Annotated in this window: 13 protein-coding genes; all 13 read left to right on the top strand. The window is 42.9% G+C overall.

What is annotated here, in order from left to right:
* Positions 1-30: 30 nt before the first annotated feature.
* The 13 genes from HZC34_04310 to nuoL all read left to right on the top strand — a co-directional run bounded on the left by HZC34_04310 (position 31) and on the right by nuoL (position 13,781).
* Positions 31-735: a hypothetical protein gene (locus HZC34_04310; protein ID MBI5701055.1), complete on the top strand. Its 705-nt coding sequence runs from the start codon at positions 31-33 to the stop codon at positions 733-735.
* Entirely contained in the window at positions 736-4,737 is a 4,002-nt protein-coding gene (locus tag HZC34_04305; GenBank protein ID MBI5701054.1) for an ATP-dependent Clp protease ATP-binding subunit, read from the top strand.
* 33 nt (positions 4,738-4,770) lie between these two features.
* On the top strand, positions 4,771-7,224 hold the full coding sequence (locus HZC34_04300; protein ID MBI5701053.1) for a homocysteine S-methyltransferase family protein: 2,454 nt from the start codon (positions 4,771-4,773) through the stop codon (positions 7,222-7,224).
* A gap of 67 nt (positions 7,225-7,291) precedes the next feature.
* Positions 7,292-7,636 (top strand): NADH-quinone oxidoreductase subunit A, encoded by a 345-nt coding sequence (locus HZC34_04295; protein ID MBI5701052.1) that lies wholly within the window; start codon positions 7,292-7,294, stop codon positions 7,634-7,636.
* Positions 7,627-8,130, top strand: a complete 504-nt coding sequence (locus HZC34_04290) for an NADH-quinone oxidoreductase subunit B (protein MBI5701051.1) — start codon at positions 7,627-7,629, stop codon at positions 8,128-8,130. Before HZC34_04295 ends, HZC34_04290 begins: the two co-directional genes overlap by 10 nt.
* Positions 8,127-8,540: an NADH-quinone oxidoreductase subunit C gene (locus tag HZC34_04285; GenBank protein MBI5701050.1), complete on the top strand. Its 414-nt coding sequence runs from the start codon at positions 8,127-8,129 to the stop codon at positions 8,538-8,540. Before HZC34_04290 ends, HZC34_04285 begins: the two co-directional genes overlap by 4 nt.
* Complete coding sequence (locus tag HZC34_04280; protein ID MBI5701049.1) at positions 8,537-9,640, top strand: NADH-quinone oxidoreductase subunit D; 1,104 nt, start codon at positions 8,537-8,539, stop codon at positions 9,638-9,640. Before HZC34_04285 ends, HZC34_04280 begins: the two co-directional genes overlap by 4 nt.
* A gap of 2 nt (positions 9,641-9,642) precedes the next feature.
* Positions 9,643-10,605: an NADH-quinone oxidoreductase subunit NuoH gene (gene nuoH / locus HZC34_04275; GenBank protein ID MBI5701048.1), complete on the top strand. Its 963-nt coding sequence runs from the start codon at positions 9,643-9,645 to the stop codon at positions 10,603-10,605.
* Positions 10,602-10,751 carry a hypothetical protein gene (locus HZC34_04270; GenBank protein MBI5701047.1) on the top strand — a complete coding sequence of 50 codons (150 nt, stop codon included), beginning with the start codon at positions 10,602-10,604 and terminating at the stop codon, positions 10,749-10,751. The genes nuoH and HZC34_04270 overlap by 4 nt, the downstream gene beginning before the upstream one ends.
* Positions 10,752-10,768: 17 nt before the next feature.
* The gene (locus HZC34_04265) at positions 10,769-11,191 is read left to right on the top strand and encodes an NADH-quinone oxidoreductase subunit I (GenBank protein MBI5701046.1); all 423 of its coding nucleotides are present in this window, start codon (positions 10,769-10,771) and stop codon (positions 11,189-11,191) included.
* Between the two features lie 41 nt (positions 11,192-11,232).
* Positions 11,233-11,661 (top strand): NADH-quinone oxidoreductase subunit J, encoded by a 429-nt coding sequence (locus HZC34_04260; GenBank protein ID MBI5701045.1) that lies wholly within the window; start codon positions 11,233-11,235, stop codon positions 11,659-11,661.
* Positions 11,662-11,952, top strand: a complete 291-nt coding sequence (nuoK, locus tag HZC34_04255) for an NADH-quinone oxidoreductase subunit NuoK (GenBank protein MBI5701044.1) — start codon at positions 11,662-11,664, stop codon at positions 11,950-11,952.
* Complete coding sequence (gene nuoL / locus HZC34_04250; protein MBI5701043.1) at positions 11,946-13,781, top strand: NADH-quinone oxidoreductase subunit L; 1,836 nt, start codon at positions 11,946-11,948, stop codon at positions 13,779-13,781. The genes nuoK and nuoL overlap by 7 nt, the downstream gene beginning before the upstream one ends.
* Positions 13,782-13,824: the final 43 nt, after the last annotated feature.

Here is a 13,824-nt window from a genome sequence, read left to right as displayed (position 1 = left end):
ATCCGATAACAATTCAAGAGGTAAACCACTATGTCATGTTGGGCAATGCGGGCGAGAGAAGCAATTGGGCAGGCGATAGTTAAGAATTATTCCGATAGGACAAGAACAGATGGCCTGCGCAAGTTAGTTGGCCAAACAAAATTCGTTTCACCTTCGGCAAATACATCTTCGCGCCATGCTCTTTCTTTCGTAAAAAGTGAGCAAAGAACTGAAGGAGCAATACTGATCGGAAGAATTGACAGCGCCTTATCAAACCTGAGCGTTTCGCTCACACGTCCTCTTGATGATTTTGTCGATGAAGGATTGAAAAATTTAATAGGGATATCAACAGATATAACCACGGCCTTCCAAAGTGAAGCGCGACTAAATTCCGATATCCAAACTGCCGTCATCAATTCTCATGATTTCGGCGAAGGGGTAGTTTTCGGGTTTTTGGAAGTTGTCGACGGGACGGCAAGGGATTGGGATTTTACGGCCGGAATGCCGGTGCTTAAAAGATCGATCGTTGACGGCCTTTTTACGCGCGAAGTTTTTCTCGATGAAGACAGGCAAGAAGTCGAAAAAATGCTCGGTACGGTCAGGGTAAATGGACGGTCCGTCCTGGAAATACTTGAAACCTGGTGGAGAAAATATTCCACGATCGACGAAATATTGACTGGAACTGAAGCCCCGGAACAACAGCCAACTTTTGTTCCGATACAGGCGCCGGAAATTACAATACAAGGAAGAAAATAATTGTTAGACGGTTTGCATTCTGAATTTAGAAGAGTAACAGGGCAACCTCGAATATTTTCGGGGAGGCACGCAATTTGGAACCATGTAATAAGCCAGGCCAATCCCGGAGGAGGATCAACCGACCGCCCAAATTTTTTAAAAAACCTGCGCGCAACAATTGCGGATATCCCATACACTTCGGCAATAGAACGCGAACCTGAACTAGCAAAGATCGTCAATATCCTCGGGCGACCGGACAAGAACAGCGTTGTCCTTGTGGGGCCGCCAGGGGTTGGAAAATCATCGCTCATGTACGAACTGGCAAGGCGGATCACAAGGGGAGATTTCCCCCAATTTGCCAACCGCGAACTTCTTTTATTGGATATACCGGCGCTGACTACAGGACTAGGGCCGATCGAAGAAAAAATAATAAAGCTCAAAGCTTACCTTTCGTCTTCGCCGAATAAAGCGATAATTTTTGTCGATGAGATCCAGCGGTTATTCACCCTTCAAGGCGTCGCGGGAAGAGTATTGGATTCCTTAAAAGAAGACCTGGCGACTGACCGACTGACATTGTTCGGCACAACGACAAAAAAGGATTTCTTGAAGTCTACCCAAGCGGATTCCGCCCTCCAGCGGCGCACAAATATTGTCGATGTCGAGGAAATGTCCGAAGGCTCATCTATTGTGGCGCTTTCAAGCATTTGCCCGTCATTTGAAAAAGACTTTTCCGCAAAAGCGGAAAAGCAAGTGATAATACCCGAAGCATTATTCGCCCTTGCCGTTAAACTGGCGGCTGAATATTTAAAGAACAAAGCTTTTCCCGACAAAGCGCTTGATGTAATAAAGCAGGCTTGTTCTATGCGGGTCATGGCCCTCCAAAACGCAAAAGGGGAACTTTTGGCGCTCCAAAACAAGATCAGGGTCGAAGTAAATATGGCATTAAGGGTTTTGAGGGACCAGGACGACAAAGGGATAGTAGGGTCAAAAAAGAGCTTGGTCGACCTTTGCGCGCAATACGCGGCGCTCCAGTCAAAAATAAAAGAGCTTGCCGCGAAAAAAGAGATAAAAATTTCAAAAGACGATATTTATGCTTCAATATCGGAACTCGCGAAAGTCCCCGCGGCAAAATTAAAGGAAGATGAAGCATCCAAGCTGCAAAGGTTGGAACAGCTTTTAGGCGAGAGGGTCATCGGCCAAGACGAGGCAAAATCAAGGATCGCTTCGACTGTCAGGCAAAGCAGGATTTTGCGCAGGCCGGGAAAGCCCCAAGGCGTTTTTTTTTTCGCGGGGCCGACAGGATGCGGAAAAACAGAGATCGCAAAAGCGCTTGCTGAAGCTCTTGGCGGGGACGAAAAAGGCCTTGTCAGGATAGATATGGCCGAATACGCTGAACCGCACAGCGTCGCACGGCTTATCGGATCCCCTCCAGGATATGTAGGCTATGATGAAGGAGGACAACTCACAAAAGCTATCGCCGACAGGCCTAACTCGATTATTTTGCTTGATGAATTCGAGAAATCAAACCCCGCCGTTTGGCAGGTTTTTTTAAATATCTTCGACGACGGGAGATTGACCGACGGCAAAGGAAAAACTACCGATTTTTCCAGTACTATCATTATTATGACCTCAAACCTTGCAGCCCTGCATATACGCGAAGCTACAAGGGATCTCGAGCCAGAAGAAAAAAGAAAGAGCGCGCACAGGATATTTGAAGCCGCCTTGCGCGAAGCATTCTCCCCGGAATTTATTGCGCGCATAAACGATATACTTTTCTTTGACGCCCTAAATCCGGACCAACTTCGCCAAGTCTTTGATATACAAATAAAGAAACTTTCCGCGCAGATAAGCGACAAGGGCTACGAGATCCAAGTTGATGATTCCGCAAAAGACCTTATAATTGAAAAAGGATACAGCGACGAATTCGGCGCGAGGCCGCTATCAAATACTTTAAATAGATTGCTGATCAACCCTATGGTAAATTTGATCATAGCGGAAACATTTCCGGAAAGGTCCGTAATTTCCGCCACAAGGAATGGGGACGAACTGGCCTTTGAGAAAACAGGCGATATCCCCCGCCCTACCTTTGATATCCCGAATATTGGAGGGCATGTCGGCTTGCTTGTTCTCCGCTTATTGTCTTTTGTAGACTTGCAGGCTGGACAAAGCAAAACACAAGTCCCGCAAGATGAGATTGACGGGGTACTTATGCCAAACGACGAAAAGATCATGGAGGCTTTGAATAAGGTCGTTGCGGAAGGGCTTTTGCCTACGGGAAGAGAAACATTAAGGATGCAGGACCCCAAAAAAAAGGACCCTGCAGTTGCGGCATGGGCGGAAAAAGTTTCACAATTGTCCAACACTGCGGGATATAATTTTAAAGTCCAGGAGACCGTGTCTGATTTTATATTTTTTATGAGCTCGCATGCCAGGACAGCATCCTTGGAATCGGGCACCGATTTGCTGCCGGTATTAACTTGGAATTTTAACGGGGAGGCTTTGACGCTCTCGTTTACCATGCCGATCATCCCCCAAAAATCGAAACTCCGTGAAAAGATCGAAAAGAATTTCGTAAAAGCCGAACCTGCAAGTAAAGATGAAGCCCAAACTATATTTGAAAGCTTGGGAGAGCTTGGCGATTCCACCTTTCTTGAGTTAAAAAGAAAAGCAAAAGAGGCGAATGTACAGGTCGGAATGGACGATTCGAACGGATCGACAGTGATGTACCTGCGCGTTAAGCTTTTTGCCGATACAAAAAATCCATCTCCTCCAGAACCGTCGCCGGCAGCCGCATATCTCTACGCCCCGCATCCGCTCTATGCCAATTTACGCAATGACGCCCATTTGACCGATGCTGAAGAAATATCATTGGTCGAACATATCAATAAAGACCCGTCAAGGGCCTGGTATCTGAATGATCTTGTGAAGATCATCGATTCAGATGAGATCGGGTTTTCAATAAAAATCTATGCCGCCGCAATATTTGCCGCACTTATAGGCGCCAAGGATGCGGTCCCGCAGATAAAAAAATTACTTAGAATGTTCCCGATCGACGGGAATTTCCCAAGATTCATCGGTAGAATGGTCATAGCCCGTGAAGCAAGGACCGAATTCGGAAAGGCGGTAATTATAGCCATTTTTTCAATGATAAATGAAGTTCCGGAAATGTTCAAAGGCGCGCTTTATGCCTGCCGCGACTCCAAGCTTTTCGGGCTCATCTTGAATTTATTCTCGGATGGGGCCGATGTATTCCCGACTTTTGCGTATGACGCGCTTGAGGCTGCAGCGGAAAATATTATATCCGAAAATGAGCCGCTTCCGCTAAAAAGGCTTATCCTATGGGCTTATGCGGTGCCCGCAAAAACCGCCAGGATGGAACTTATAAAAAAAAGGATCAAAGATAAGCTGGATTATAATTTCTTGACATTGGATACACTTAAAGAACTTGCGGCATCGCAGGGATATTGGAAAGGAGACAATGCTCCAATAAATCTAATGCCATTTGTGATAAATGGGACGAAAATCACCGGAGACAATTTGCTTGCGGAGCCGAAAAGGAGCAGTATCCGGAAAAAGTTATCCGATCCTATTTCGGATTTCCGCAGATATATCCAATTATTCAGCTATATAATCGATGCGAGAGGGACTTTACATTTCGCCTATACATTAAACGACATTGAAAGAGCTTTCTCTTATATTGAAACCCTGGCTAAAGAAATAGAAAATGAAATCGACAAAAGAGATTGCGAGAGAGAAACACAAGCCCTCCTTGATAAGATGGTAGATCACCTTAAAATTGCGTCAGAAATACCCGCCGAAACATATATCAATCTTTTCAATATACTGCTCGATGTGAAGATCAAGCTTTTAGGGCCGGAACGTGCTGGAAAAAAATTTGCCGATCTTATGGCCATGTTAAAAGCGATCCAATACAAACCCTCTCTAATAACAGAAGTGGGAAATGAACTTATGGATTCATTAAGGTTTCGAAGGGATCTGGCAGTCAGGCAAGCGAAACAATAAAAAAATAATCCCAATCTGATATAATAGCTTCAAATGCCAAACCTGTTTCAAGCATTAAAAAAACGCATCCTCATCATGGACGGCGCCATGGGGACACTTCTCATGGACGCTGGCGTTAAGCCCGAAGAAGGTTTCGACCTCCAAAACCTTAAACACCCTGATATCGTAAAATCCATCCACAAAAAATATATCGACGCGGGCGCCGATATAATAGAAACAAATACTTTTGGCGCGAACAAGATCAAGCTTGAGGATTATAAATCCCAAGATAAAATATTTGAAATAAACAAAGCCGCAGTAACAATTGCGCGCCAAGCCGCGGGTCCTGGTCGTTTTGTCGCAGGATCTATTGGCCCTCTTGGAAAATTCATACAACCTTTAGGCGCTCTACCCTTCAATACCGCAGTTTCAGTTTATGCAGAACAAGCTGAAGCTTTGGAACTAGCCGGTGCTGATGTTTTAAGTATTGAAACAATATCTGATCTCCAAGAAATGAGAGCGGCCATTATTGGCACCAGATCGAAAGTGAAAATTCCAATAATTGCCAGCATGACATATGATGAAAACGGATTGACCGTATTTGGCACCTCCCCCGAAGCAGCAGTTGTTGTACTCGAAGCTTTGGGCGCCGATATAATTTCTGCGAACTGCTCAACCGGTCCTGAAGGCGTCTTAAAGACAGCCAAAAGGCTGTTAGCTGTTAGCCGTTTGCCTATCATGGTAATGCCAAACGCCGGGATGCCTGTTATGGAAAATGATGTGCCGGTCTATAAAATGACACCGGAGAAATTTGCGGGATACGCCAAAAAATTCGCTGCGATCGGGGTTTCTATTATAGGGGGTTGCTGTGGAACGTCGCCACAGCACATAAGTGCTGTGAAATCCGGAATCCGACCCCCACTGTCCTCCGGACATCTCCCCCTTGCTAAGGGGGAGAAAGAGAGGGGGTTAAAATTCGCCTCAAGAACTAGAGTTGTTGAAGTGAAGAAGGGAAAGTTTTTTGCGGTTGGGGAGAGAATAAATCCTACGGGCAGAAAAGCGCTTAGAGACGAAATAAAAGCTGGGATTTTTAGCATTGTGCGCGATGAAGCGGTCAACCAGAAAAATGCGGACTTATTGGATGTGAATGTTTCCGTTGTTGAGGGAAACGATGTCCTAAATATGACAACAGCTGTACACCTGATCGAAAAAGCAACAGACATTCCACTTTGCATCGATTCACCAAAAGTTGAAGCGCTTGAAGCCGGGCTTGCCGAGTTCTGCGGAAGAGCTTTGGTTAATTCAGTAAATGGAAAACAAACAACTCTAGACAAGATACTCCCAATTGCCAAAAAATATGGCGCGGCAGTCATTGGACTTACTCTTGATGAAGTAGGCATACCAAAGACGGCCGAAGAACGCGCAAAAATCGCCGAAAAGATAATCATAGCCGCGAAAAAAGCCGGCATCCCTGAAGAAGAAATATTTATCGATAATTTGGTAATGACAGCGGGCGTAAGCCTGACCGACCCCCTTGAAGCGCTGAAAGCGATCGAGATCATAAAAAAGTCCGCCTTTGGCGGAAAAGTTAAAACCATCCTTGGTGTCAGCAATGTTTCGCATGGCCTGCCGAATAGATCTAAAATAAACGCTATTTATCTTCAGCTTGCGATCTTGCACGGCTTGGATGCGGGAATTGTGGATTCAACGGATACTGAAACCATAAAAGCGCTAAAATCCATATCTAAGATCAAGAATACAAAAGCCGAGAAAAACAAGCTGATTGAAAAATTAAAACTTGAAGTCGACAAGTCTAGAACGGCTGGGCCGCAAGTTGAAATAGTTAAGAGATCAAAGCAAATAATTTTCAAAGATCTTCCCGATATAAAAAACGCGGTCATCGACGGCGATACAAATAGGACAAGATCATTCGTTGCCGCCGCATTGGAACAAGGGTTTAAACCACAGAATATAATAGATCAGGCACTAACTCCTGGAATGGAAATTGTAGGCGCAAGATTCAGCAAAAAACAAATTTTCCTTCCACAAGTTCTATCTTCGGCCGAATCGATGACTGCCGGGTTTGAACTTTGCAAAGCCCGTATTCCTAAAGAAGAAATAGTTACTATTGGAAAGATCCTTGTCGCGACAGTTTTTGGCGACATTCATGATATTGGAAAGAATATTGTTAAGATGATGCTTGAAAATCATGGTTTTGAGGTTATTGATTTGGGCAAAGATGTCCCAGCCGACAATATTATAGAAGCCGCAAAGAAACACAAGCCCGATGCGATCGCCCTATCCGCACTGCTCACTACTACAATGCTTGAAATGAGATATGTGAAAGAAAGCCTAAAAGCAGTTGGCCTTGATATACCTATTATAGTAGGCGGAGCCGTTGTCACCGCCGAATACGCCGATAAGATCGATGCATCTTATGGCGCCGATGCCGCATGCGCCGTAAACCTCGCAAAACAAATCCTTAAAGCTTCGAAATCAAAAGGTTGATTTTCTTCCCGATTTTCTATAGAATAGAGTTCTCACCCACCGTGGATGATGATAGAAAGGTTAACTAATGCTTGAGCTTGTAATTTTTTTCCTTGTAGGCGTAGGGTTTGTATTAGGCGGGTTTGCCATGGCCTTCTTTTTTGCCCCCCATCACCCATCAGCCAAAAAACTTTCCTGCTACGAATGCGGAGAAGAACCAATATCAGGATCTCACATTCAGTATAATGTTAGATATTACCTATTCGGTCTCGCGTTTGTTATTTTTGACGTTGAAGTCGTATTTTTAGCCCCTTGTGTCTTGGTCCTCAAATATTTTGGAATGACAGGTTTTATTGAGATATTGATCTTTGTATTCATCTTATTAATGGGCCTGGCTTATGCATGGAAGAAAGGGGATCTAGAATGGATCTAGCTCGCGACGTATTTGAATATGTAGAAAAGATCCCCGGCGGGAACATTATCATTACATCAACCGACAAACTTTTTAACTGGGGCAGAGCCAATTCACTATGGTATCTCCTATTCGGGCTAAAATGCTGCGCGATCGAGATGATGGCGGCGGGTGCTTCGAGATTCGATCTGGATCGATTAGGCCTAATATTCCGAGCTTCCCCTCGCCAAACAGATCTAATGATAGTAGCCGGTACTGTTACCGAAAAAATGGCGCCTCGCATAAAAACACTCTGGGAGCAAATGGCTGAACCTCGCTATGTAATCGCAATGGGAAGCTGTGCGATAACGGGCGGAGCTTTCTTTTATGATTCGTACACAACAATCAAAGGCGTAGACGAAATAATTCCTGTCGATGTTTATGTCCCAGGCTGTCCTCCAAGGCCGGAAGCCCTTTATGACGGAATAATTAAACTCCAAGAAAAGATCGCTAAAGAAAGCATCTTAAAACGATGAAAGAGGCCATGTCTGCCGACAGGCAGGAAAAATTCATATCTAAAGAAGAGCTGGTTTCTTTTTGCGAAAAGATCAAAGACACTTATAACTACCTCTTATTTGTTACAGCAGTTGATTATCCCGAAAAAAATCAGCTTCAAATGGTCTATTACATCCAGTCTTTTGAAAACAAAGATGTTCTAATATTAAAAATAGACATATCACGTGAAAAACCGGAGATCGCATCTGTTGTTCCTTTTTGGCCGGCGGCCGATTGGCACGAGAGAGAAGCCTATGATATGTTCGGTATCAATTTTATAGGCCACCCGGATCTAAGACGAATACTTCTTCCACCTGAATGGGTTGGAGCTCCACTACTTAAAGATTATGTAAAGGCGTCGGTTGTAAAAAAACCGGAAACCGTCAAATGAGCAATTTAAAAACCGAAGAATATTTTTTGAGCATGGGTCCCCAGCATCCGTCAACGCACGGAGTGCTAAGGCTGATACTTAAGCTTGACGGCGAAGTCGTAACGCAAGCTGTTGCCGATATGGGTTATATCCATCGAGGACTTGAGAAGATGGCCGAAAACAGGCTTTACATCCAGATATATCCTTTCACGGACCGCATGGATTATCTGTCTTCGATGACAAATAATTTATCACTGGCTCTATCAGTTGAAAAGTTAGCGGGCATCACCCCACCGCCTCGTGCCGATTATTTAAGAGTAATCATGGCTGAACTTAACCGTTTGGCTTCCCACCTTATTGCAATTGGAACTTTTTCGTTAGACATTGGTGCGTTTACGCCTTTCCTTTATTGCTTCCGCGAGCGCGAAAGGATAATCGATCTTTTTGAATCGGCCTCCGGGTCGCGCTTAACATATAATTATATAAGGCACGGCGGAGTTGCCAGAGATATCCCAGAAAATTTCATCAAAGACACAAAAGCCTTCCTAAAATATTTCAAGCCATGCATCGACGAATATGAAGCATTGCTTACAGAAAATCCTATATTCCTTGAAAGAACAAAAAATGTCGGGATCATCACAAAAGAACAATGCATCAAATACTCTCTAAGCGGCCCGGTCCTTCGAGGCTCGAGTATCAAATACGATCTTAGAAAAGAAAATCCTTATTCCGGATACGATAAGTTTGATTTTGATATTCCAGTAGGGGCCGTTGGCGACAGCTGGGATAGATATATAGTCCGCGTGCAAGAAATGAGGGAATCGGTCAAGATATTGGAACAAGCTTTGGATCAGATACCTGCAGGCGATATAAAAGTCAAAGTTCCATTAAACCTAAAACCCGCGGCCGGCGAATCTTATGTAGGGATCGAAACGCCAAGAGGCGAACTGGGATTTTATCTTGTGAGCCAAGGCTTGAATAGGCCATATAGAATGAAGATTCGTCCCCCATCCTTCTGCAACTTAAGCATAATAGGCGAAATATTAAAAGGCTGGAAGATGGCAGATGTTGTAGTAATTTTGGGAACAATAGATGTCGTACTTGGAGAAATTGATCGATGAACATGTACCTAATAATCTCACTCATAATATTTCTAATCAAATCCGCGGTTGTACTCGGCTTTATCGCTATAACTTGCATGTTCCTTGTTTATCTTGAAAGAAAAGTTTCCGCACATATTCAATCGCGTTACGGCCCAATGAAAGTTGGATATCACGGAAGCTTACAGCTAATAGCCGACGCGCTAAAGCTTATGATGAAAGAAGATATTATCCCTACAGGCACCGATAAAATAGTTTTTTTCTTGGCGCCGGTCCTTGTATTTGTTTCGGCTTTTCTTGCATATTTAACGATACCTTTCGCTCCGGGGATCGTCGTCAAGAACTTAAACGTTGGATTGCTTTATGTTTTTGGCGTAACAAGTCTTACAGTTTTGGCTATTCTTATGGCCGGATGGTCATCGAACAATAAATATGCGCTTTTGGGCGGATTCAGATCGGTTGCTCAAATTATTAGTTATGAAATCCCATTGCTTATATCCATCCTTCCAATACTTATGATCACTGGGTCTCTAAACATTGTAAAGATAGTTGAAGCTCAAAGCGCGATCCCATTCTTTCTTATTCAACCAATTGGCTTTTTAATTTATTTTATTGCGGCAACCGCGGAAGTAAATAGAACACCATTCGATATTCCTGAAGCCGAATCGGAACTTGTAGCCGGATACAACGTTGAATATTCCGGAATGAAATTCGTCATGTTTTTCTTTGCCGAATATGTGAATATGTATACAGTTTGCGCGTTGGCCACGCTTCTTTTCTTGGGCGGATGGAATGGCCCTATCCTTCCACCGATAATTTGGTTCTTGATCAAATCTTATATAATGGTACTGGTGCTTATGTGGTTTAGATGGACATTCCCAAGATTGCGAGTTGACCAATTGATGGCATTTTCATGGAAGTTCTTACTTCCGCTTTCTTTTATTAATTTACTCGCAACAGCATTATGGATGGCGGTTATAAAATGACAAATGACAAATTAAAAATGTCAAATTGCAAGAGATTGTTCGAACCAGCGGCTAAACGCCGCGGTTATGATATTGTTAACCGCGAGCCGTGCCTGCCGGCAGGCAGGGTTTACTCGCAGGTTAACACAATAATGGTGAGGAAATGACATATAACAAAATAGAAATGAAAAACGGTTATCAAGAACAAAACTTATTCACCAAAACATTCTTGGGTATTTATAATTTATTAATAGGCCTCAAAGTTACCCTGCTTGAATCATTCAAAAAACCGATAACGATCCAATATCCCGATGAAAAAAGGACTCCATCGGAGAGATTTCGAGGAAATCTTAAACTGCACCGCGAAAAATGCACATCATGTATGATCTGCGCAAACTATTGCCCTAATTATTGCATTTATATCAATTACGAGATCGGCGAAGACAAAAAACGAAAGCTCAAAGATTATACTGTCGATATGGGACTTTGCATGTACTGCAATATTTGCGTTGAAGTATGCCCATTCCAAGCTAATTATTGGGATCAGACATACGAGAGAAGCGTATACGATCGCAAGAAACTGATCGAAAGGAAAGACGAAGCATAATGTTTTACTTTTTGGCTGGAATTTTAATAATATCGGCAATAATGACAGTAACTCTAAAGAACCTGTTCCATTGCGCATTGTCGCTAATAACAGCTCTACTGGCTATATCGGCGTTATATTTCACGCTAGGCGCGCCTTTTGTCGGAGTATTTCAACTCATAATATATGTAGGCGCAATAATGATACTTATGATATTCGCTATCATGTTAACCACAAGATTATCCGATAAAATGTTGAAAACAGAGAATAAGCAAGTTCTTCCATCTGTTCTTACGATCTTAGTCTTCTTGTTCTTTACAATAACAGCTATCTTGCAGACAGAATTTATTGAGCATATCGGCAACGGATTTGATCCGCTTTTAGATCTTGGCCGAGCACTACTTACAACATATATTCTTCCATTCGAAGTAATATCGCTTGTGCTTCTCGCGGCTTTGATCGGCGCTATCGTCATCGGGAGGGATAACTAAATGGAATATATAATTTTAAGCATTATATTGTTCTCGATCGGGTTATTCGGCGTTCTCACAAGAAAGAATGTTATCGCAATACTTATGTCAATCGAACTCATGCTTAATTCGATCAATCTTAATTTCGTTTATTTTTCAAGAAATCTTGTGGATATCTCGGGACAAATATTTTCATTGTTCGTAATTGCTATGGCCGCAGCCGAGGTTACTATCGGTTTGGCAATTGTTATCAATATTTATCGTGAATTTAAAAATGTCGATATAGAAGGGATAAATTTACTGAAATGGTAGCATTAATTCCATTATTGCCGGTCCTTGGTTTTGTAATATTGATTTTCTTTGGGTTCAAATTAAAAGAAAAAGCACCTATCATCTCGGCATCAGCTTTAGGCATTTCTTTTATTTTATCAGTTATAACTGCGACTCATGTATTTTCAGGACAAATTGTAGAAATAAGCTACCCGTGGCTGCCGATCGCCGCATTTAATCTTAGAGCCGATCTAATTACTGCTTGGATGTTGTTACTAGTATCTGGCGTAGGATTCCTAATTCAAATATACTCGATCGGCTACATGAAAGGCGATCCTAGATTTTCAAGGTTCTTCGCCTACTTATCGCTTTTCTGCGCCGCAATGCTCGGATTAGTCCTTTCAAACAATCTATTATTAATGTATATCTGCTGGGAGCTAGTCGGTCTCTGCTCTTATTTCTTGATCGGTTTCTGGTTTGAAAAGCCGTCGGCAGCTGCCGCCGCGAAAAAAGCCTTTATATTTACAAGGGCTGGCGACATCGGGTTCTTTTTAGGATTACTCTTAATATTCTTTTCTGTCGGCTCTATCGATTTTGCTACGATATTTAGCAAGGCGCCAAGTTTAACGCCACAGATATTGACTGCATGCACTTTACTATTGTTTTGCGGAGCGATCGGTAAATCGGCGCAATTCCCATTGCATGTTTGGCTTCCCGACGCTATGGAAGGGCCAACACCAGTTTCTGCTTTGATCCATGCCGCAACCATGGTTACAGCCGGCGTCTATATGGTAGCCAGAATGTTCCCATTATTTTTATTAGCCCCATATACTTTGACAATTATCGGATATCTTGGAGTATTTACGGCGCTTATGGCCGGGCTTATCGCAGTTACTCAAAGCGATATTAAAAAAGTCCTAGCCTATTCAACCATCTCGCAACTTGGTTTCATGATGCTAGGCCTTGGAAGCCGAAGTTATGAAGCAGGCGTCTTCCATTTATTAAGCCACGGATTTTTTAAAGCATTATTATTCTTGGGTGCCGGCTCAATTATTCATGCGGTTCATTCAAACGAAATAGCTGACATGGGCGGCATATTAAAAGCTATGCCTATAACAGCAATAACTTTTATATTGGGGACTTTAGCTCTTGCAGGAATTCCTCCACTATCCGGATTCTTTAGTAAAGATGAAATATTAGTTGCAGCTTATCATCATTTGCCGATAGCTTATTATTTGTCAATAATTGCCGTATTCTTAACGGCATTTTACATGTTCAGATTAATTTTCAAAGTATTCCCCGGGACTGTTAAGGGCCATCCTCATGAATCGCCATATGTAATGACTGTGCCGCTAATCATACTTTCTGTCATGGCGGTATGTTTTGGCTTCTTCAATCCTTTTGTTCACGGCGAACACGAACCTTTAAATCTTGTTGTTGCGGGATCGTCCCTTGGGGTCGCCCTATTTGGAATTTTGTGCGCATGGATTGTTTATGGGTTGAAAGCTGTTAACCTCCAAGGCCTGAAAAATACATTTATTTATAAATTTATCGCCGCCAAATTCTATTTGGACGAGTTCTATACCTATGTTATCGGGGTTCCGGTAACTTTCGTAAGCAATATGATTTCTATATTCGACGGCAAATTTATCGACGCGATAGTCAATTTCGCGGGAACATTCACATTGTGGTTCTCGTATGTGAACAAATTATTCGATGTCTACATAGTCGACGGCTTGGTCAATTTGTCAGGGATCACGATGGCCTTTTTTGGAAACCTGTTCAAAAAAGCCCAAACAGGTCTCGTTCAGAATTATTTATTGTTCGTGGTGCTCGGAATAATTGTTTTGGCTCTATTACACAGACAGTAATCCTACAAAGCTCCGAAGGAGCGAAGTGGGAAGGAGGTAAGAA

The sequence above is a fragment of the Candidatus Saganbacteria bacterium genome (assembly GCA_016223245.1).
Classification (GTDB): Bacteria; Margulisbacteria; WOR-1; order XYC2-FULL-46-14; family XYC2-FULL-37-10; genus JACRPL01.
This window is presented reverse-complemented; position numbering and strand designations above follow the sequence as displayed.